Source organism: Gammaproteobacteria bacterium (assembly GCA_016712635.1).
Classification (GTDB): Bacteria; Pseudomonadota; Gammaproteobacteria; order SZUA-140; family SZUA-140; genus JADJWH01.
This window is the reverse complement of record JADJQS010000015.1, coordinates 329934-351249: the sequence shown is the minus strand read 5'-3', so window position 1 is coordinate 351249 and position 21316 is coordinate 329934. Positions and strand designations below refer to the sequence as shown.

At 64.4% G+C, this 21316-nt stretch carries 16 protein-coding genes and 2 pseudogenes; 7 read left to right on the top strand and 11 right to left on the bottom strand.

Annotated elements, in window-relative coordinates; translation table 11 throughout:
* Window positions 1–118: 118 nt before the first annotated feature.
* The 4 genes and pseudogenes from katG to IPK65_14480 form a co-directional block, all read right to left on the bottom strand.
* Window positions 119–2291: pseudogene (katG, locus tag IPK65_14495) on the bottom strand (catalase/peroxidase HPI).
* 549 nt (window positions 2292–2840) lie between these two features.
* The gene (locus IPK65_14490; GenBank protein MBK8164294.1) at window positions 2841–3254 is read right to left on the bottom strand and encodes a GFA family protein; all 414 of its coding nucleotides are present in this window, start codon (window positions 3252–3254) and stop codon (window positions 2841–2843) included.
* Window positions 3251–3553: a carboxymuconolactone decarboxylase family protein gene (locus IPK65_14485; GenBank protein MBK8164293.1), complete on the bottom strand. Its 303-nt coding sequence runs from the start codon at window positions 3551–3553 to the stop codon at window positions 3251–3253. The genes IPK65_14490 and IPK65_14485 overlap by 4 nt, the downstream gene beginning before the upstream one ends.
* A gap of 174 nt (window positions 3554–3727) precedes the next feature.
* A pseudogene (locus tag IPK65_14480) lies at window positions 3728–5784 on the bottom strand (ATP-binding protein).
* Window positions 5785–6303: 519 nt separating this feature from the next.
* Here IPK65_14480 and mscL point away from each other — a divergent pair.
* Window positions 6304–6756, top strand: coding sequence for a large-conductance mechanosensitive channel protein MscL (mscL, locus tag IPK65_14475; GenBank protein MBK8164292.1), 453 nt, complete (start codon window positions 6304–6306; stop codon window positions 6754–6756).
* Window positions 6757–6870: 114 nt separating this feature from the next.
* Here the strand turns inward: mscL and IPK65_14470 are convergent, their stop codons facing one another.
* From IPK65_14470 to nudE, 3 genes are all read right to left on the bottom strand, one after another.
* Window positions 6871–7293 (bottom strand): DUF3617 family protein, encoded by a 423-nt coding sequence (locus IPK65_14470; protein MBK8164291.1) that lies wholly within the window; start codon window positions 7291–7293, stop codon window positions 6871–6873.
* Between the two features lie 132 nt (window positions 7294–7425).
* Window positions 7426–8244, bottom strand: coding sequence for a 3'(2'),5'-bisphosphate nucleotidase CysQ (gene cysQ, locus IPK65_14465; protein ID MBK8164290.1), 819 nt, complete (start codon window positions 8242–8244; stop codon window positions 7426–7428).
* Between the two features lie 24 nt (window positions 8245–8268).
* A complete protein-coding gene (gene nudE / locus IPK65_14460; GenBank protein ID MBK8164289.1) occupies window positions 8269–8823 on the bottom strand; it encodes an ADP compounds hydrolase NudE in 555 nt (184 codons plus the stop codon).
* Between the two features lie 78 nt (window positions 8824–8901).
* Here nudE and yrfG point away from each other — a divergent pair, with 78 nt between their 5' ends.
* Window positions 8902–9582, top strand: a complete 681-nt coding sequence (gene yrfG / locus IPK65_14455) for a GMP/IMP nucleotidase (protein MBK8164288.1) — start codon at window positions 8902–8904, stop codon at window positions 9580–9582.
* A 24-nt stretch (window positions 9583–9606) separates the two neighbouring features.
* On the opposite strand, the gene IPK65_14450 is transcribed toward yrfG, so the two are convergent.
* On the bottom strand, window positions 9607–10020 hold the full coding sequence (locus IPK65_14450) for a YkgJ family cysteine cluster protein (protein ID MBK8164287.1): 414 nt from the start codon (window positions 10018–10020) through the stop codon (window positions 9607–9609).
* A 227-nt stretch (window positions 10021–10247) separates the two neighbouring features.
* Window positions 10248–10982, bottom strand: a complete 735-nt coding sequence (locus tag IPK65_14445; GenBank protein MBK8164286.1) for a hypothetical protein — start codon at window positions 10980–10982, stop codon at window positions 10248–10250.
* A gap of 256 nt (window positions 10983–11238) precedes the next feature.
* Here IPK65_14445 and prmA point away from each other — a divergent pair, with 256 nt between their 5' ends.
* The 5 genes from prmA to purH all read left to right on the top strand — a co-directional run bounded on the left by prmA (window position 11239) and on the right by purH (window position 16003).
* On the top strand, window positions 11239–12132 hold the full coding sequence (gene prmA, locus IPK65_14440) for a 50S ribosomal protein L11 methyltransferase (protein MBK8164285.1): 894 nt from the start codon (window positions 11239–11241) through the stop codon (window positions 12130–12132).
* A 141-nt stretch (window positions 12133–12273) separates the two neighbouring features.
* Window positions 12274–13023 carry a DUF3426 domain-containing protein gene (locus IPK65_14435; protein ID MBK8164284.1) on the top strand — a complete coding sequence of 250 codons (750 nt, stop codon included), beginning with the start codon at window positions 12274–12276 and terminating at the stop codon, window positions 13021–13023.
* Between the two features lie 126 nt (window positions 13024–13149).
* Entirely contained in the window at window positions 13150–14136 is a 987-nt protein-coding gene (gene dusB, locus IPK65_14430) for a tRNA dihydrouridine synthase DusB (GenBank protein MBK8164283.1), read from the top strand.
* Window positions 14133–14417 carry a DNA-binding transcriptional regulator Fis gene (gene fis, locus IPK65_14425; GenBank protein MBK8164282.1) on the top strand — a complete coding sequence of 95 codons (285 nt, stop codon included), beginning with the start codon at window positions 14133–14135 and terminating at the stop codon, window positions 14415–14417. The genes dusB and fis overlap by 4 nt, the downstream gene beginning before the upstream one ends.
* Window positions 14414–16003 carry a bifunctional phosphoribosylaminoimidazolecarboxamide formyltransferase/IMP cyclohydrolase gene (gene purH / locus IPK65_14420; protein MBK8164281.1) on the top strand — a complete coding sequence of 530 codons (1590 nt, stop codon included), beginning with the start codon at window positions 14414–14416 and terminating at the stop codon, window positions 16001–16003. The genes fis and purH overlap by 4 nt, the downstream gene beginning before the upstream one ends.
* An 81-nt stretch (window positions 16004–16084) precedes the next feature.
* Here the strand turns inward: purH and IPK65_14415 are convergent, their stop codons facing one another.
* Window positions 16085–18256: a chitobiase/beta-hexosaminidase C-terminal domain-containing protein gene (locus IPK65_14415; GenBank protein ID MBK8164280.1), complete on the bottom strand. Its 2172-nt coding sequence runs from the start codon at window positions 18254–18256 to the stop codon at window positions 16085–16087.
* Entirely contained in the window at window positions 18243–21077 is a 2835-nt protein-coding gene (locus tag IPK65_14410) for a chitobiase/beta-hexosaminidase C-terminal domain-containing protein (GenBank protein MBK8164279.1), read from the bottom strand. Before IPK65_14410 ends, IPK65_14415 begins: the two co-directional genes overlap by 14 nt.
* Window positions 21078–21316: the final 239 nt, after the last annotated feature.

Below are 21316 nucleotides of genomic sequence, written 5' to 3'. Positions count from 1 at the left end.
CCGATGACGGCGGGCCGGGCGGCGTTTCAAAACAGTTCGAAACGCCGCCCTGACTCCACATCCATGACTGCCACGGGCCGGCGCGGGATTGGCACCCGCGCCGGCCTTTGCGCGGCGATCAGCCGAGATCGAAGCGATCCAGGTTCATCACCCTGGTCCACGCCGCCGCGAAGTCCTGCACGAACTTTTCCTTCGAATCGGCGCAGCCGTAGACTTCCGCGAGGGCGCGCAGCTGCGAGTTCGAGCCGAACACCAGGTCGACCCGCGAGCCGGTCCACCTGACCTTGCCCGTCCTGCGGTCGCGCCCCTCGAACACGTCCTGCGCGTCCGAAACCGGCTTCCATTCCGTGCCCATGTCGAGCAGGTTGATGAAGAAGTCGTTGGTCAGCGTGCCCGGCTTCCTGGTAAAGACCCCGTGTTTGGCGCCACCGGCGTTGGCGCCCAGCACGCGCAGGGCGCCAATCAGCACCGTCATCTCGGGCGCCGTCAGCGTCAGCAACTGTGCCTTATCGACCAGCAACTGCTCGGCGGCGACCGAGAACTTGCCTCTGAGGTAATTGCGGGAAGCCGTCGGCGACCGGCTCGAGCACCGCGAAGGCCTCGACGTCCGTCTGCGCCTGCGAGGCATCCGTGCGTCCCGGCGTGAACGGCACCTTCACGGCGGCGCCGGCCTGCTCCGCGGCCTGCTCGACGCCCACACATCCTGCCAGTACGATCAGGTCGGCGAGCGACACCTTCCTGCCGCCCTTCGCCTTCTTGTTGAAGTCCCACCTGGATGCCCGCGAGCGTCTTCAGCACCTTCGCGAGCTGCGCCGGCTGGTTGACTTCCCAGCCCTTCTGCGGGCGAGGCGGATGCGCGCGCCGTTGGCACCGCCGCGCTTGTCCGAGCCGCGGAACGTGGACGCCGATGCCCAGGCGGTCGTGACCAGCTGCGCAATCGACAGCTTCGATGCCAGGATCTGCTTCTTGAGGTCGGCGATCTCCTTATCGCCGATCAGCTTGTGGTCAACTGCGGGGATCGGGTCCTGCCAGATCAGCTCTTCCTTCGGCACTTCCGGTCCCAGGTAGCGGGCACGCGGGCCCATGTCGCGGTGCGTCAGCTTGAACCAGGCGCGTGCGAAGGCATCGGCGAAGGCCTGCGGGTCCTCGTGGAACCGGCGCGAGATCTTGCCGAACTCCGGATCAAAGCGCAGCGTGCAGTCGGTGGTCAGCATGGTCGGCTTATGGAACTTGCCCGGGATGTGTGCGTCGGGAATGATCGCCGGCGCGTTCTTCGCCACCCATTGCTTGGCGCCGGCCGGCGACCTGACCAGCTCCCATTCGAACTTGAACAGGTTCTCGAAGAAGTTGTTGCTCCACAGCGCCGGAGTCCTGGTCCAGGTCACTTCGAGGCCGCTGGAGATCGTGTCGGCGCCGCGTCCCGTTCCGTAGGCGCTCATCCAGCCCAGGCCCTGCGCCTCCATCGGCGCGCCTTCCGGATCCGGGCCCTTGTGCGATTCCGGGGCGGCGCCGTGGCACTTGCCGAAGGTGTGGCCGCCTGCGATCAGGGCGACGGTCTCCTCGTCATTCATCGCCATGCGGCTGAAGGTGGCGCGGATGTCCTTCGCGGCGGCCAGGTAGTCGCCGCTGGCGTTGGGGCCTTCAGGGTTCACGTAGATCAGGCCCATGTGGGTGGCGCCGAACGGCCCCAGGTCGCGATCGCCGCTGGAAGCGCTTGTCGGCGCCCAGCCACGCGATCTCCTCGCCCCAGTTCCGTCCTCGTCCGGCTCCCAGACGTCGGCGCGGCCGCCGCCGAAGCCGAAGGTCCGGAAGCCCATCGACTCCAGCGCGACGTTGCCGGCGAGGATGATCAGGTCGGCCCAGGAGATCTTCCTGCCGTACTTCTGCTTGATCGGCCACAGCAGGCGCCGCGCCTTGTCGAGGTTGACGTTGTCGGGCCAGCTGCCGAGGGGCGCGAAGCGCTGCTGGCCGCGGCCGCCGCCGCCGCGGCCGTCGGTGACGCGGTAGGTGCCGGCGCTGTGCCAGGCCATGCGGATGAAGAACGGGCCGTAGTGGCCGAAGTCCGCCGGCCACCAGTCCTGCGAGTCGGTCATCAGGCTGACCAGGTCCTTCTTCAGCGCCTTGTAGTCGAGGCGCTTGAACTCCTTCGCGTAGTTGAAGCCCTTGCCCATCGGGTCGGACTTCGCGGAATGCTGGTGCAGCAGCTCCAGCCGCAGCTGGTTCGGCCACCAGTCGCGGTTCGTGCGGCCGACGCCGGCGACGTGTGTGAACGGGCACTTGCCCGCGCTCATGTCCTCAGTCTTTGCTTCATGTTTCACCCTGTCGCGTTTCACAACCATGTTCGAATTATTCCGTATAGGACGGCAATGCCTTCCAGAAGGTGTCGCCGACAATCTTACGGCTGGCTTCCCCGGCACAGCACGCGAAGGCGTGGCCGCGCATGCTATATGCATGCCGGGCTGCCGGCGCCGGTGGACAATAACTTTCTGTCACTCATGTCCTTCCGCCTTACGGTCGCGGACAGCCGCCCACAGCTTGCGCGTTTCCATTTATGAAAGCCATGCCTGTTTATACCGGGTGGGTCAAAGACGATCCCACCTTAGGCGAACGCGATGAAGGATGAAAATCGATTATCCCGATTACCCTGATAGGCAATGTATATCCTGAACTGACTGATCCGGCCGATGTTCAACGGTCAGGCCTGCATTAGCGCTTTTGTACTAGAACTGCCATGAAAACGTCGAGTCGTCATTCCCGCCCCCGATCAGGTCGAGGGCAGGTTCCAGCGGGTATCCGGAGATATGGCGGGATTCTCAATCCCGGCCCGGCATCGTTTCCTTTCAACTGTCCCGGTCGGGACCCGCGTCCTCGAAACGCAGCAGACTGTCGTGCGTCTCGAACCAGGCGATGCGGCTCATGCGCCAGATGTGATACTCGGGGGCGACCCGCGACGGGTCGTCGAGGCTGGCGGTGGTGATATCCACCCTGCGCGCACCCTGCTGGCGGCGAAACACGAGCTGCGTGCCGCAATGGCCGCAGAATTCGCGCTGGCTGTGCGTCGACGAACAATACACCGCCGGCTGGCCCCGGGTGTATGAAAACGCCTCCACCGGCACCGTCAGCCACGCCAGCACCGGCGCGCCGGCGGAACGCTGGCAGAGGCGGCAGTGGCAATAGCCGGCGTCGATGTGCGGGCCCTCGATGCGATAGCGGATCGCGCCGCACAGGCAGCCACCGTCGAGCGCGTGCGTCATGCCTCGTCGTAGGCCCGCATCGCCGCCGGCAGCACGTGCGTCACGCCGTTGCCCGCCGCCGGCAGGCCGACCAGGATCGCGCTGATGATCTCCGCGCGCGTGGCTCCGGCCTCTTTCGCGATCACTACATGGAACGGCACGCCGCTGTCGAGTCGCAGCGCCGCCAGCACCGCGAGGTACGCCAGGCTCTCGGTCTTGCTGTCCAGCGCACTCGCGCCGGCCAGCCCCTGCACCGCATCCATCCACGCCTGCGCATGCTTGGGGGCCTCCTTTAGGAATGACTGGAAGGCGTCGCTCATCAGATTGATTTTGTTATTCACGTATTACCCCTCAGCCATGCCGAAAATCAAATGTAGCCCGGATGCAGCGCTAGCGGAATCCGGGAAGGGTTTAATCATCTTTGTTTATCCCGGATTCCATTTGATTCCCTCTGGGATACGCTTTCTGCAACATTTTTGTGTGGCGATTTCTCGCTAGTTATTTGGAAGACCAAGACGATCAAAAAATGCACGATTTCGTTCGCGCCCACCCCTCAGCAGTTGGTCAAAAGAGATTACTTCAATATACGCTTTGTAATTCTGGTTGAACCCGAAATATCCAAGGTAATCGCTAGTGACAGTTAGACCAGCCAAATCGCAGCGCCTCCTTACACTAGATGTAAGATCGCAAACTATATAGCAAAATCCTGGAATATCTGGCGAATTTGGAATAGGCCGTCCAGACGACGTAAGTACGCCGCCCTTACGAATCCGATCCAAATACCCAAGCGCCTGCTCAATAGGATCATGTGCCTCACCTGCTTTAGCGTCATTTCTCATTGGTCGTTTAAGTTCAACAACAACAATAGATGCCAGCGGTAATGTTTTCCCTTCCGCAATGAGCAGCGGCTCATCGTAAACATTCAGGGCTACAACATCCGGCTCTTTGGTGTCAACTGAATCAGTGATCGGAATCGCCTTCAGCGTTGTATCTGAGGAAAGAAAGTCGTGGAAGGCTAGTCGTTCGTTTATCAGCCATAGATTATTTCGCTCGAATTCTACCGAATTGGATGTTTTCCTAAGAGGCATGATCATGTCGTGAATTAGTTCTTCTTTAGAATACTTACCATTATCTTGCTGTGCTATTGCAACACCGAGAAGATCGAGTATCACTTTTCTATGTGAGACATATTCCGCCAAATCGGATTTCTTTATGTCATCCGCCAGCTTCAGATAATCTTTTACGCGAGACTCATATTGAAATAGGTTTTCACTTTCGGAAGGCTGCATTATTTTGTGCCCTTCCGAAATCAGCTCGCGCTCCTTCTCAGATCGGTATTTATGCAATAGAAGGTCGAGATCCTTATCCGAGATCTCTGGATCGACGTATTTTTCCTCGTCTGGAACGTACTCCAAAATGGCGCGATATCGCGGTTGCACCTCTACCACGAACTGATTGATCCGCTTTAAGCCCGCTTCGCGCTTCACAGTTAAGTAAGGCTCAAGATAAATACTGATACGCGCGAGTATTTCTTTCGACAATTCGTCAAGTGTAAATTCTGTCTTGGAGAGCAACGTATCACCAGCAGAAGATTGCTCCAGAGAAAGTCAGTGCGTTCTGGCCGGACGCGCTCATCCAGATATGGTGAACTCACATAACACATGTATATAAATGGACTTTCTTCTTCACCAAGTTTTCCGAACAGCCCTGGAATCTTCGAAGTAATGCCGTCTTCTTTAACGAGACGATTAGCAGCGCACCAACCGATTCTATGGGACTGCGCATGAGCTGCACGCAACTTTATATGTAGCAACTCAAAAGAGATATTCTTTAAAGTAAGACTTTCCGTTTGCGTTGACGAGTGCATATGTGCCTCATAAACATCGTCCAATCTGATGACTGACTCACCGTCTTGAACGACAATACTTGGGCCCCCACCTGCTCGAACGAAATACCACAAGCAGTGCTGGAATAGTAGATTCGCGATTGCCTCACCAGTGTTTCGCGACGCATTTCTGTATCGCTCATCAAAATCGTTTAGCGCCACAGTCGTCGCAATTGGCTCATCGTCTCCTACTGCAATCGGTTCGCCACTTACGACTCCCAGTTTTGCCGTAAAATTGAACTGGCGCCGCATTCTTGACCCTGATTTATCGAGATAGACGCTCCTGACTGATGCATTCTTAAACGCTTTCAGCCATAGAAGTCGACCGACTCCTCGACCACCGATCGACGCCTTGAGATCGCTATCGAGCGTTTCAAAAGATTCAAAATTTTTATCGTTAAAGCCTGCGCCATCGTCAATAATCTCGAATCCCATTATTTCCGGAAGAGAATCTGGGCCTCGTTTTGGTGCCGTATCTTTCTGGGGCAACGTATATTGAGGGTTCCGCTTTACAACTATACGGATGCGCCCACCGCCATTTGCACCTTTTGCTTCGTCGATGGAATGGATAGAGTTCTGTACAGCCTCAAATAGCGGCATCAGCCCTTGGGAGTATGGCAGCTGAGTGTTTCGAACCCTATTTGGTAGATTAGTCGTTATAGTCATCTGATATTCCGAGCATCTATCCTGCGAATTCACATTCGTAAATCTTCAGCCCTAACGCCACATAACAGTGAACAGATTTACAAATTTTGCTTTATAACACACAAGTTTTATACTCAACTCGCATCAATGTCTATTACCCTGTTTATCATCAAGGGGCATTAACAGGATAGATGATAAAAATGGATATTCGACGGATAACGCCGACTGGAAAACTAACGTATCAGAATAGTATGAGACAGAATCTGGGTTATTCGATGATTGCACCATTCCCACCGCAACCGTGCCGCTTTAACCACTACCACAGTCATGGCATTTGGCGGTAAACTGCCGCCAGCGATAAGGGAACCTCTGATCAGTTCGTCATTCCGGGCGGAACGGGGCGTAGGCCCGGAATCCAGGGCTTTCAATTCAGCGGCTTACTGGACCCCCGCTTTCGGGGATGACGTTACAGAAATCAATCAGGGCTTCCCTGGACCTGTTTACCTGGACCAACGGCAACAACAAGAAGGAGCACACGCCATGTTAAAGGAGTTCAAGGAATTCGCGATGCGCGGCAATGTCGTCGACATGGCCGTCGGTATCATCATCGGCGGCGCCTTCGGCACCATCGTCAAGAGCATGGTCGACGACGTCATCATGCCGCCGATCGGACTGCTGGTGGGCGGGGTGGATTTCTCCGATCTGTTCGTCACGCTGAAGGAAGGCGCCACGGTGGCCGGTCCGTATGCCTCGACCGCGGCCGCGAAGGCGGCCGGCGCGGTGACGCTCAACTACGGACTGTTCATCAATTCGGTGATCAGCTTCCTGATCGTCGCCTTCGCGGTGTTCATGCTCATCACCAGCATCAACCGTCTGCGCCGCGAGGAGAAGGCCCCCGCCGCGGCGCCGACCACCAAGGACTGCCCGCGCTGCTTCAGCGCCATCCCGATCAAGGCGACGCGCTGCCCGCACTGCACGTCCGACGTCGCGTAAGCGGGATCCCGGAAACGAAACCGCCGCTCCGGGACGGGGAGCGGCGGGGTTTTATCCAGCGTCAGCGGTAAACATGCCGGCTCCGGATCGTGGGGCGCGGCTTCGAATGAATCCCTACTGACAGGCACCGAGACGGCGGCCTTCCCACTCCTGCTCGAAATCCAGCGGCATGATCGCGGCCGGCAGCGTCACCTTCAGCACGCCGCGCACCGCGCTGCCGGTGGAGGTGAAGTCGGCCGCGCCGGTGAACGCGCCGCCCGATTGCCTGCAGCTCAGCTTCCAGTGCAGCGACGCGGCATCGGCGCGCGATTCCACCACCGCGCAGCCCTCGATCTGCACGTCCTTCAGGAAGGTGTCGGGCGAGACCTCGCCCGCGTTCAGGCAGCGCGTCGTCACCGCCGGCGGCTTGCCCAGCATCATGGGCAGATTGGACGTGCTGCGGAACTCCCACTGGCCGGGCTCGACCTTCATGCCGGCGGCGTGGACGGCGAACGGCAGCAACAGCAGGCTTGCGAATATCCAGCGGGCATTGGTCACGGGGCGACTCCTTGAATGTTTTGTCGAGCTTTGGCGTGCTGTTGCACAGGTTCGCGGGGACGGATTTGAAAATCCGTCCCCGTTTGCGGCGGTTATACTTTCCCGGGGACAGATTGAGAAATCTGTCCCCTCTTACCGCGGTTCCGCCGGAGGCAGGTAGCGCGACCAGTCGTGGGCGGGATCGCCGGAGACAAAGAAGTCGGGGTTGAGCAGCGATTCCTTGGTGTTATAGCGCAGCGGGCGCATGGCGGTGTCGGTGACACGGCCGCCGGCCTCCTCGACGATGCAGTGCGCGGCCGCGGTGTCCCATTCGGAGGTCGGACCCAGGCGCGGGTACACGTCGGCGCGGCCTTCGGCCACCAGGCAGGACTTGAGCGAGCTGCCCATGCTGATCAGTTCGTGGCTGCCGATGTTCGCCAGGAAGCCGGCCAGCGTGCCGCCGGCGTGCGAGCGGCTGCCCGCGACGATGACATGGGCCAGGTCGAGCAGGCGCACGCGGATCGCGGCCGCCTGGTCCCCTGGCCGCTGGAGAAAGGCGCCGCCGCCGCGCGCTGCGTAGTAGCACAGGCCGGTGACCGGTACCAGGATCACGCCGAGCACCGGCTCATGGTTCTCGATCAGCGCGATGTTGACGGTGAACTCGCCGTTGCGCTTGACGAACTCGCGCGTGCCGTCGAGCGGATCCACCAGCCAGTAACGGCGCCATGCGGCGCGCTCGGCGAAGGGCAGCGCGGCCGATTCCTCCGACAGCACCGGCAGCTCCGGCGTCAGCGCGGAGAGTCCCGCGACGATGGCGTGGTGCGCGGCCATGTCCGCCTCCGTGAGCGGGGACTTGTCCTCCTTGTGCTCGACGCTGAACCCGCGGTTGTAGATCTCGACGATCTTCGCCCCCGCCGTCCGCGCGATCTCCACCACCGGCGCGATCAGCTTCCGCAGATCGGCGCTCGTCATCTTGTCCGTGTTCGTCATTGCCCGTTAACCCTTCGCTTCCTCAGTTAAAAGTTCCCGCGCCATGAACAGCGCGGCGATGCTGCGCGCCTCGGTGCAGTCCTCGCGGGCGATCAGCTCGTTGAGCCGGCTCAGTTGCCATGGCACCACCTCGATCTCCTCGGGCTCGTCGCCCGCGATGCGCTGCTCGTAGAGGTCCTGCGCCAGCACCAGGTGGGTGACGTGGCCGATATAGCCCGGCGCGATCGTCACCGAGGAGATATGCCGCAGCCGGCGCGCCCCCTGCCCGACCTCCTCCATCAGCTCGCGGTTGGCCGCCTCGAGCAGGTCCTCGCCCTCCTCGATCCGTCCCTTGGGCAGGGCCAGCTCGTAGCGGTGCATGCCGGCGGCGTACTCCCGGATCAGCAGCACGGTATCGTTATCGACCATCGGGATCACGAGCACAGCCCCGCCCGAGCCGCTCTGCAGCCGCTCGTAACTGACGCACACGCCGTTCGAAAACCTCAGGTCGAGCTGTTCGATGCGGAAGATCCGCGTGGTGGCGACGGTCTCGCTGCTTATGATCCGGGGTTTCTCGCGCATGGTAGACTGCCGATTATACCGCCGCAGGAGCAAAACCCCACGCGCGCGTGCATATAATCACCCATGGCCGCGAAACCTATGATCGACTGGGAAAAAGTCCGTACCGTGCTGCTCGACATGGACGGCACATTGCTGGATCTCTATTACGACAACCATTTCTGGCAGGAGCACCTGCCGCGACGCTACGCTGAAAAACACGGCCTCGATCTCGACTCGGCCAAGGCCCTGCTGCATGCGCGGTTCACATCGGCGCAGGGCACGCTGGACTGGTACTGCGTGGACTTCTGGAGCCGGGAGCTCGACCTGGACATCACCCTGCTCAAGCTCGAGGTCGCGCACCTGATCGCGGTCCATCCCCATGTCACGGACTTCATCGACGCCGTGCGCGCGAGCGGCCGGCGCGCCGTGCTGGTCACCAACGCCCATCACAAGAGCCTCGAGCTCAAGATGCAGCGCACCCGGCTCGGCGGCCACCTGGACGCGGTGATCAGCGCCCACACCATCGGCATCCCGAAGGAAAACCACGCATTCTGGGGGCATCTGCAGCGTATCGAGGCATTCGAGGCGGCGCATGCCCTGCTGATCGACGACAACCTGTCGGTGCTGAAATCTGCGCGCGCCTACGGCATCGCGCAGCTGCTCGCCGTGCGCACGCCCGATTCGCGCGGCGGGCCGAAGCTGACGGAGGACTTTCCCGCGCTGCGCAGCTTTCGCGACATCCTGCCTCCCCGGCATGCGGCGGCACGCGATCGCGTGTGAGGGGGAAAACGGCGCCCCGGCCCCTCAGCTCTTCGCCCTGCGGTCCCAGTTCTTGAAACGCTTGCGGCAGTATTTCAGCAGCGCGGCATAGCCGTCGAAGAACAGCTCGAAGCCTTCCTCGGCCGACGAATCGAATTCGCAGTAGTCGTTGGAGTATTCGCGGCAGACCTGCGGGCGGGTCTCGTAGATGCCGCAGCGCCCCCCCGGCTGCAGGTGCAGGCACTTGTTGTTGACCAGGAGGTACCAGCCGTCCTCGTCCTTGTAGACCTGCACGTTCTGATGCGATATCTGCCACAGCAAATGGTCGAAATCACTCTTGGAGCGCGGCGTGGGGACCTGCTGGGTCAGATACGTGCAGCACTTGGAGTTGGTGCAGAAGCCGCACTTGTTCTCGGGCGTGATCTTATGTGCCGGAACGATCGGGATTATCTTGGTCATGAGGCAGAACCCGGGCGGCGTCCAGGGTTACAGGGCCGTGGCGCCGCGCATAGCGTGTCCATATCGAAGGCGCATAGTGTACCAGTATTCCGTGGTGAAGGAGGCATACCGGCGGGCGACACGGGGTGGAGGACCCGGGAACGGATTCGGGTCGTCCACGGGAAGGTTATAATAGGCAATTATAAATGTAGGGTATAGGGACAGATTTGAAATCTGTCCCTATGCTCTTAGAAACCCAGGTTGAGGCGGAGGGTGTAGCTGCTGACCGCCGAGGTGAAGTCCGCCTGGGCGGTCAGGTTCATGAAAGGCAGGAAACCGACGCGCATGCCCAGATACCCGCGCGTCTCCGAGGTGTCGCGCGGATCGAGCGAGAGTCCGGCGTGCTCGGTGCCCTCATACCACACCTGCCCGATGCCGCCGTAGGGGGTGAACATGGCGAAACCCTTGCTGATGCCGAGATCGATGCCGTAGGTGGAAAGATCCAGGTCGTCCACCCCGCTCAGATTGCTGAAATGTCCCAGCACGGATACCGCCGGCACCGCGGTGGTCCCCTCGATGAGGGATTTGCGCAGCTCGCCGCCGACGATGGTGACGTTGCTGTCCGGCACGCTGGTGTAGCTGGCGCCGATGTCGATGCCCAGCGGCAGGCCCTTGCGCACCATCAGGCGCGGCACCGGCAGCAGCGACGGGGCATCGGCATCGCTCAAGGCCTCGTTCCACACCGAATCGTCGATCTTGACCATGGTGACCGACGCACCCAGCTCGAACCCGGTCACGCCGAGGGTCTCGGCGGGCGAGAACGGCGCATAGGCCGCCGCCATGCCGAGCTCGTCCACCAGCGTGTTGAAGGTGCCCTGTGACATGGGCTGCAATACGAGATCATTGTCGGCGGCCACGGCGGCGCCGGTGCCGGACAGCAGCGTCACGGCGGCCAGCGCGATGCGGTGCATGGATTTGAGCATGGGCAGTTCTCCTCAGCGGCTGCGCGCCAGCATAGCGGGCGCCGGCTTCCGCATGTTGTGAAGCCGATCGGGCTTCCCGCCTTTATAATAGCGCCGGTCCGTGTCTACCTTAGCCTGCGCGCGCGCGCGACGCAAGGTCGGGTACAGGGTATACCGACATCGCCGCGCGCATCTCATGATGACACGGACGGCACGCCCCGCGGGTTCCCCCGCCGGCCGTCCCGAACGCCGTTTTGACAGACTGCCGGACTGAAACATGACTGAACGCGACTGGCTGCAGCTTGAATTGACCGCGAACGCCGCGACGGCGGAACAGCTCGCCGAGCACCTCACCGCCGCCGGCGCGCTCGCGGTGACGCTCGAAGACGAGGCCGACGATCCGGTGTTCGAACCCGCCCCGGGCGCCACCACGCTGTGGCCGCGGACCGCGGTGGTGGGATTATTCGCGCCGGAGACCGACATCCCCGCGGTGCTGCGCGCGCTGCAGCAGTCGCTTGCGCTGCCTGAAGCGCCTGCCTGCCGCGTGAGGCGCCTGCAGGAGCGCGACTGGGTGCGGGTCTGGCTGGATCGGTTCCATCCGATGCGCTTCGGCGGCCGCCTGTGGATCTGTCCTACCAGCCAGTCCCCGGCCGATCCCGCGGCGGATGCGGTCATCGTCACGCTCGATCCCGGTCTCGCCTTCGGGACCGGGACCCACGAGACCACCGCGCTGTGCCTGGAATGGCTCGACCGGCACCTTCGCCCCGGCTGGGAGATGATCGATTACGGCTGCGGATCCGGCATCCTCGCGGTGGCGGCGGCCAGGCTCGGCGCCGGACATGTCTGGGCCGTCGACATCGATCCCCAGGCGCTGTACGCGACGGGGGAGAACGCTGGCAAGAACGAAGTCGCCGATCGCGTGAGCGGGGTTGAGCCGGCGCGCCTGCCTGACCGTCCCGTCGACTGCATCGTGGCGAACATCCTGGCCGGACCCCTGATCACACTCGCGCCGCGCTTCGCCGCGCTGCTGCGAACGGGAGGCCGCCTCGTGCTGTCCGGCATCCTGCACAGCCAGGCGGCGGAGGTCGGCGCCGCCTACGAGGGAGCCTTCGCCATGGAACCGGTGGAACGGCGCGGCGACTGGACGCGCCTCGCCGGGACACGGCGCTGAGCCATGCCGGAGGGGGACGGTGTAAATAAATCTGTCCCCGCGACGCGCGCCGCCGCAGCGTGGTCACGGCGCCATCGGATTTCACCCACCCTTCCCGTATAATGCAGCCTCAGCTCGAGGCCGTACGCGGAAAACCGACCGATGCTCGCAACCTGCCCCCATTGCCATAACGCCGTCGATGTCGGCGACGGCAGCGCCGTCATGCTGTGCGAATACTGCGGGCGCGAATTCCACCCCGCGGCAACGCCGGTGATCGCCGCCATGCCCGAGTCGGCCCTGCCTGAACCCGCTCCGGCTGAATACGCCCCGCCCGAATCCGCGCCGCGGCCGCAGTACCGCCTGCAGATCAGCCCCGAGGAGCGTGCCACCCTCGGACCGCGCGCACATGTCGCCACGGCCGCGGCATCCGCAACACACAGTCCCTTCGCGACCCTGACATGGTCCGTGGGCATCCTCGTGCTCGTCGGCGCGCTCCTCGTCCAGTACGCCTATTTCATGCGCGAGGATCTCGCCCGCCACAGCGCGCTGCGCCCGTGGCTGGAGACGCTATGTACCTACGCGCAGTGCGAAATCCCGCTGCTGCGCGACCCCGCACGCGTGCGCATCGCGGGGCGCGACATCCGCCGGCATCCGGAGACGGAAGGGGCGCTCAGGGTGATGCTGACTCTGGAAAACGAGGCGGCCCACGTGCAGGCCTACCCGATCATCCAGCTCAGCTTTTTCGACGTCCGCGACCGGCTCCTGGCACGGCGCCGTTTCACGCCGCAGGAATACCTGTCAGTCACCGTCAACCCGGCCCTGGGCATGCCGGTACGTCAGCCGGTGCAGACGATGATCGATATCGTGGATCCCGGTCCGGACGCGGTCAACTTCGAATTCCTGTTGCGCTGATTATTTTTTCACGCGCGTCTTTATCCGCGCCTGCCGAGCAAGTATCATGGTCGGTCTCGTTTTACCGGCTGCCGCGCGCATACCGCAGTTCTGCGGTGTTTCTCAAGAAAATGAATTAGTTAACTTATGCAAATCGGTCCGTACAGGCTGAACAACAACCTGATCCTCGCGCCCATGGCCGGGGTGACCGACCGGCCCTTCCGCCAGTTATGCAAGCGCCTCGGCGCCGGCATGGCCGTCTCCGAGATGGTGTCGTGCAATTCCCTGCTGTGGGGCAGCGCGAAGACGCTCCGCCGCGCCGACCATGCCGGCGAGGTCGATCCCCGTTCCGTGCAGATCGCCGGCGCCGACCCGCAGATGATGGCGGACGCGGCGCGCTACAATGTCGACAACGGCGCCCAGATCATCGACGTCAACATGGGCTGCCCGGCGAAAAAGGTCTGCAACGTGATGGCGGGCTCCGCCCTGCTGCGCGACGAAACCCTGGTCGGCCGCATCCTCGACGCCGTGGTCGGCGCGGTCGACGTGCCGGTCACGCTGAAGATCCGCACCGGCTGGGACAGCCAGCACCGCAACGGCGTCGCCGTCGCACGCATCGCCGAGTCAGCCGGCATCCGCGCGCTCGCGGTGCACGGCCGTACGCGCGCCTGCGGCTACAGCGGCGAGGCCGAGTACGACACCATCGCCGCGATCAAGGCCGCGATCAGCATCCCGGTCATCGCCAACGGCGACATCCGCACGCCGCAGCAGGCGCGCCATGTGCTCGAATACACGCACGCCGACGCCGTCATGATCGGTCGCGCCGCCCAGGGCCGGCCGTGGATCTTCCGCACCATCGAGCATTACCTGCGCACCGGCGAGCATCTGCCGGAGCCGCCGGTGCAGTGGATCCGCGACGTCATGCTCGAACACCTCGAACAGCTCTACGCCTTCTACGGCGAGCACGTCGGCACGCGCGTCGCGCGCAAGCACATCGGCTGGTACAGTAAGGGCCAGGTCGGCGGCGCGGTGTTCCGCCAGAGCGTGAACCTGGAGGAATCCGCCGCGGAGCAGCTCGCGCTCACGCGCGAATTCTTCGACGGTCTGGCCGCGACCGCCGGACTCGCGGCATGAACACGGCGCCGCAAAAGACAGGCGCCGCCGGCGCCATCGACGAGCGTCGCAAGCAGCCGCTCGCCAGCGCCGTCGAAACCGCATTGACGCGCTACCTGAAGGATCTCGACGGCGACATGCCGGCCAATCTGTATGAAATGGTGCTGTGCGAGGTGGAACAGCCCCTGCTGCGCAGCGTCATGCAGTTCACGCGCGGCAACCAGAGCCTGGCCGCGCAGATCCTCGGCCTCAACCGCAGCACGCTGCGCAAGAAGCTCGCCAAATACGGTCTCGGCCGGTGAGCGGCGGCCTGCGAAGCGTCAAGCGCGCGCTGATCAGCGTCTCCGACAAGGACGGACTGGTGGATTTCGCGCGCGGCCTGCGCGAAATCGGTGTCGAGATCCTCTCGACCGGCGGCACGGCGCGCCTGCTCGCGGACAACGGCATCCCGGTTGTGGAAGTCTCGCAATACACCGGCTTCCCCGAGATGATGGACGGGCGCCTGAAGACGCTGCACCCGAAGATCCACGGCGGCCTGCTCGGACGGCGCGGCACCGACGATGCGGCGATGATGCAGCACGGCATCAAACCGATCGACCTGCTGGTGCTTAACCTGTATCCGTTCGGGAAGGTCGCCGCCGACCGTCACGCGAAATTCGACGACATCATCGAGAACATCGACATCGGCGGCCCGGCAATGCTGCGCGCAGCGGCGAAGAACTTCGCCCACGTTGCGGTCGCCACCGACCCGACGCAGTATGCCGGCGTGCTCGCCGAACTCAACGCCAACGACGGCAGTCTATCGGCGAAGACCCGCTATTCCCTGGCCGTCGCCGCCTTCAATCGCGTCGCCCAGTACGACGCGCGTATCAGCGACGTACTGTCGTCCATCGGCGAACCGAGCGACGAAGGCGCGCAGCGTCGCGCGCAGTTCCCGGCTCAGGCCAACGGCAACTTCGTCAAGATCATGGATCTGCGCTACGGCGAAAACCCGCACCAGCAGGCCGCATTCTACCGCGACCTGTACCCGGCGCCGGGTTCGCTGGCAACTTTCGCCCAGCTGCAGGGCAAGGAGCTGAGCTACAACAACATCGCCGACGCGGACGCGGCGTGGGAGTGCGTGCGCCAGTTCGATGCACCGGCCTGCGTCATCGTCAAGCACGCCAATCCCTGCGGCGTCGCCGTCGGCAGAGCGCCGGGCGATTCCTACGAAGCGGCCTACGCCACCGATCCGGTCAGTGCCTTCGGCGGCATCATCGCGTTCAATACGAAGCTGGACGCAGCGACTGCGAAGGCCGTCCTCGACCGCCAGTTCGTCGAGGTGTTGATCGCGCCGGACTATGAGGAAGGCGCGCTCGATTACGCGAAGAAGAAAGCCAACGTGCGCGTGCTGCGCATACCCGCGGCACCGGCATCGACAGGTTTCATCGATACCAAGCGCGTCGGCTCCGGCCTGCTGATGCAGACCGCCGATGACCGTGTGGTGACCCGCGGCGAGCTGAAGGTGGTGACGAAGCTGGCACCGACCGAAGCGCAGTTCGCCGACCTGCTGTTCGCGTGGAAAGTGGCGAAGTTCGTCAAGTCGAACGCGATCGTCTACGCGAAGGACCAGCGCACCATCGGTGTCGGCGCCGGGCAGATGAGCCGCGTCTACAGCGCGCGCATCGCCGGGATCAAGGCCCACGACGCCGGGCTGGCAGTGGCAGGCTCAGTGATGGCGTCGGATGCCTTTTTTCCGTTCCGCGACGGCATTGACGCCGCAGCGGAAACCGGGATCATGGCAGTGATCCAGCCCGGTGGCTCGATGCGTGACAACGAGGTCATCGCCGCGGCCGACGAGCACGGCATCGCGATGGTGTTCACCGGCGTGCGGCACTTCCGCCATTAGGAGCAGGTGAGGTGTCAGGCGTGAGGGGTGAGGCGGAAAAGAATGAAAAGGCTTTACTCCTAACACCTATCACCTCACGCCTTACATCTCACTCCTAACGCTTAACACCTCACGCCTCACCGTACGACGCAGCAGCCCTCCCAGGCCCAGCAGCGCCAGCATCAGGAGATCAAGCCCGCCCACGCTGTTGCGGTCGGCGCCGGTATCCGAGGTAAAGGAATAGATCCCGGCGATACCGCTGCTCCGGTTGCCGGCGGTGTCGAGGGCAAGCACGCGCAGGACCGAGCCCGCGGCGATCGTGACCGGATCCGTGTAGCGCGCGGTCTGCGGGATGACGTTGCCCGACTCGTCGGTGATGGTGCCGTCGGATGGCGTGGAATCGTCCAGCGTATAGTACATGTCGGTGCATCCTGAACCCGTGCCGTCGTTGCAGGCCAGCGTCACCGCGATCGGTCCGGCGTAATTTCCGGCGGGGTGCGACACATCCACGCGCGGGCCGGACAGATCGACCTGATAGAGCACGGTCTGCACCGTCTCCTCGTTGCCGGCATCGTCCCGGGAGAAATATTTCAGCGTGACGGTGCCGGCAAGGTGCAGCAGCGGGTCGACTTCGTCCGGTTCGATATCCGCCGGCGGGAACAGGCCGGCGAGCGAGATCGCCCCTGCATAGGCGGTCGAGGCGGCGGTCGGCGCGGTGCCGTCGAGGGTGTAATAGGTGGTGCAGCCGAGCGCGAGGTGGTCATCGCTGCAGGCCAGCTCGACGTCCTCCACGTCGGCGCTGCCGTACAATCCGCCCGGCAGTGAATTGGCGGTGACCGGCGCGGCGGTGTCGACGGCGTACACCGCGGTGTTCATCCCCTCGCGGTTTCCATCCGCGTCCACGGAGAAATACTTGAGCGTGGTATCGACGCCGATCGCCACGTCCACCGGCGCCGTATAGCTGACCGGCGTGGCAGGATCGCTGCCGTCGGTGGTGTAGTAGATCCCTGCGCACCCCGCGCCCGAACGGTCGGTGCAGGTGAGCGTGACCTGGGAGAGCGCCTGGTAGCCGCCGCCCTCCGGATCAACCGCCGTCTGCGGCGCGGCGATCCCGAAGGCCGCGATGCCGGTGAGGTTGGTCGCGCCGATGCGGGTGAAGTCACCGCCGGCGTACAGGGTGTCTCCGTCCGCGGCCGTCATCAGGAAATCGATCGAGGTGATCGCGCTGTCGAGGCCCGGATCCCAGGCGATGGCGTCGGCACCGTCGATGTCGGCGCGGAATCCGGCGATGCGGCTCCGCGCGGCAGTCCCGTTGACCGCGGCGAATACGCCGCCGGCGTACAGGCGCGCACCGTCGCCGGACAGCGCGAGCGCATGCACCGCGCCGTCGACATCCGGATTCCAGTCCGTGGCCATGTCCGCATCGATCGTGGTATCGAGCGCAGCGAGGTTGCCGCGCGCCGCGCCGCCGATCTGGCTGAAGCTGCCGCCCGCGTACAGCGTGTCGTCCGCAAGCACCAGGTCGAATACCGCGCCGCCCGTCAGCGCGGGATCCCACTCCGTTGCCTTGCCGTTCACGGTCTGCAGCGCGGCGAGGCCCTGCCGCGGCTGGCCCCCGGCCGTGGTGAAATCGCCGCCGGCGTACAGCGTGGCGCCGTCGGCGGACAGGGCCAGCGCGCGCACCGTGCCGTCGGCGCCGGGATCCCATGGCAGCACGGCGCCGGTGGCGGCGTTCACGCTCGCGAGATGGTTGCGCGCGACGCCGCCGACCGCGGTGAAATCGCCGCCGAGGTACAGCGTACGCCCGTCGGGCGAGAGCGCCAGGGCGCGAACGCTGCCGTTCGCGTCGCCTTCCCCGTTCGCGCTCCAGGTCGATACAACCCCGCCGTCCGCGGCGTTCAGCGCCGCGAGCCGGCCGCGCGCGACCGCGCCGATCTGGGTAAAGTCGCCGCCGATGTACACGCTGCTGCCGTTCGCGGAGATCACCAGCGCGCGCACGACGTCATCCATCTGCGGCGCCCAGGTGGCGACCGACTGATTCTGCGCCAGAGTGATCTTGGCGATGCGCGGAAACGACGAACCCTCGACGGTGGTGAATGTCCCGCCGAGGTAGAGAAAACCGCTGCGGATCGCGCCGGTCAGGGCCGCGGCGTTGACCTCGACGAAGGCGGTATCGGGTGAGTCGGAGGCGCGGCCCGCCAGCGGCACGGACAAGGCCGCGAACAGCAGGGCGGCCGCCGCGCGGCGGCCCTGCCGGTGTTCAGCGCGCAACACCGGACGGCCTCCTGCATCCGGCCCGCAGCAGCAGGGAGGCCGCGAGCGCCAGCATTGCGTACAGGTCGAACGCCCCGACCTCGCCGCGTGTCCTGGCATATTCCTCACGCTTGGCACCCTCGGTGTTACCGGCCGCATCGACCGAAAAGAACTTCAGCACCACCGTATCGTCGATGGTGATCGGGCCGGTATAAAGCGTGGAGGCGGTGGTCGGCGGACTCCCGTCGAGTGTGTAGTACGTGGCCGCGCAGCCGCTGCCCGCGTCGGAGCAGCTCAGCGTCACCCGGATGAAATTGGCATCGAAGACGCGCGTCACGGGGCTGGCGGTGGTCAGCGGCGGGCCGAGCTCGACGCTGTAGGTCTCGGTCACCACCGCGCCGGCATTGCCCGCATTATCGATCGAAAAGAATTTCACCACCAGGTCGGCATCCAGGGGGATCTCGTCGGCATACACCTCCGACGCGGTGGTCGGCTCCGAGCCGTCCGTTGTGTAATAGGTCGTGGCGCAGCCGGAGCCGCCGCCGTCGTCGCAGACGAGTGCGATGGGTGCCGCCGTCACGCTGTTGTACAGGCCGCCGGACGGCAGCGCCGTCGTCACGGGCGGCGCCTGCTCAGGCGGCAGGGCCGCGAGCGCGGCCAAGCCCTGGCGCGCACCGCCGTCAATCGTGGTGAACGCGCCGCCCGCGTACAGGGTGTGATCGCCTGCCGTCGCGCCGCTGACCGCAGCAAACGTATGCACTGTCGCGTCGGCCGCGACGATCCAGTCCGCGTCCACTGTCGCGTCCGCGACGCTGAGCGCGGCGAGCCGATTGCGCGCCACGCCTGCGGCCGTCGTGAATTCGCCGCCCATGTAGAGCAGCGTGCGGTCGAAGGAGCGGGACAATGCGCGCACACCGCCGTCGAGCCGGGGATTCCAGGCCAGCGCAGCGTCCGCCGCGGGATCCAGCGCCACCACCCCGACCTGCGGCGCCCCGCCGACCGAGGTGAAATCGCCGCCCGCGTACAGCACATCGCTGTCTGCGATGTATGCCAGCGTACGCACGGCGCCGTCGTCGATCTGCGGCGACCAGTCGAGGATCTCCTGCACGCTCATATCGAATGCCGCGATGCGATCGCGCGCGATGCCGTCGATCTCCCCGAAGTCTCCCGCGACATACAGCCTGAATCCGTTGACCGCCAGGGCATATACGCCCGTGCCGGCCGCGGGCGACGGGTTCCACGCCGTCGCGATCCCGTTGGAGATCGACACCTCACCCAGCCAGTCGCGCGCGAGCCCGCCCACGGCGGTGAATGTCCCGCCCGCGTACATCGTGCCCCCGCCGTTCGCCAGCGCAAGGGCGTACACCGCGCCGTCGGCACCGGGATTCCAGACCGTGGCGGCACCGGTGGCGGCATTCAGTCCCGCCAGCCGGTTACGGGGCTGTCCCGCAATCGCACTGAACTCACCCCCGACGTAAAGCACGCTTCCATTCGCCCCGAACTGCAGGGCGCGCACCGCGCCGTCCGCGTCCGGATCCCACGCGGTCGCCGTGCCGGTGGCGAGGTCGAGCGCCGCAATATTGCGCCGGGTCACCCCGTTCACGGAAGAGAAGTCGCCGCCGGCATACAGGACACCGCCGTTGAGGGCGAGCGCCTCGACCGTTCCGCCCGCGCCCGGGTCCCAGGCGGAATCGGTGATCGCGCTGGTGACGGCGGTATCGAGCGCCGCCAGCCGGTTGCGTGCGAGCCCCCCCATCGCGGTGAAGTCGCCGCCGGCATACAGCCTCGTCCCGGAGAGCGCCAGCGCGCGCACCGCGCCGTTCGCAGCCGGGTCCCAGACCGCGGCGGTTCCGCCCGTCGTATCGAGCGCCGCGATGCGGTTGCGCGCCGCGCCGCCGATCTGCGTGAAGTCCCCGCCCGCGTACAGCGTCGTACCGGAGAGCGTCAGCGCGCGCACCGCAGCGTTCGCATCCGGGTCCCAGGCCGTGGCGGTTCCGCCCGTCGTATCGAGCGCCGCGATGCGGTTGCGCGCCGCGCCGCCGATCTGCGTGAAGTCCCCGCCCGCGTACAGCGTCGTGCCGGAGAGCGTCAGCGCGCGCACCGCAGCGTTCGCATCCGGGTCCCAGGCCGTGGCGGCTCCGCTCGTCGTGTCGAGCGCCGCGATGCGGCCACGCGCCGCGCCACCGATCTGGGTGAATTCGCCGCCCGCATACACGGCGGCGCCGTCGATCAGCAGCGCCAGCACCGCAGCATCGGCGCCGGGATCCCACGTGCTCACGTTACCTGCCGCCGCATCAAGCGCCGCGATGCGGTCGCGGCCGGCGCCGTCAACCTGGGTGAATTCGCCTCCGACATACAGCACCCCGCCCGCGAGCGCGAGCGCACGCACCGCGCCATCGGCCACAGGCGCCCACGCCGTCACCGTCCTGGCCGCATCGATGTGCGCGAGATTGGCGCGCGCCTGCCCGCCCGCTGCGCTGAACTCGCCGCCGATGAACCAGCCCCCGCTGCCGTCGGCCGCCACCGCGTGCACCGGGCCGTTGACGCGCGGAAAGGTGAAATCGGCAGCGCCCGTGCCGGCCGGGTCGATTCCCGCACCGGCGCCGGTGACCGGACCGACATAAGAGAAATCGCCCCCCAGATACAGAGTGGCAAGGGATGCGTCCGCGGTGCTCACATAGATCGGGCCATTGGCGACCCAGGCCTCATCGCGGACATCGACGGCGGCCGCCGGAAGTCCATACAACAGGACGGTGAACGCGCACAGGAGATATCTGACCATCTCCGCTCCATGGGTACCGGCGCGGCGCAGGACGGGATTATGATAGAGCGGTTCCGGCATGCGACATCATTGCCGTAGGGTGAGCGTGGAATCCGGAAAGACGCCTCCATGATACGCCGATTTCACTGCTGCCTCAACGAATTAAGGGGCTATAAGGGTTGCGGTAAATGTGCGGCGGGGACAGATTTACAATCTGTCCTCATCTGATGAGGACGGATTGATAAATCCGTCCCCGGGATGACCCGCCCGCGCCGGATACGGTATCCTTTACGCCCTGTCATCCGCGTAAACGACCAACA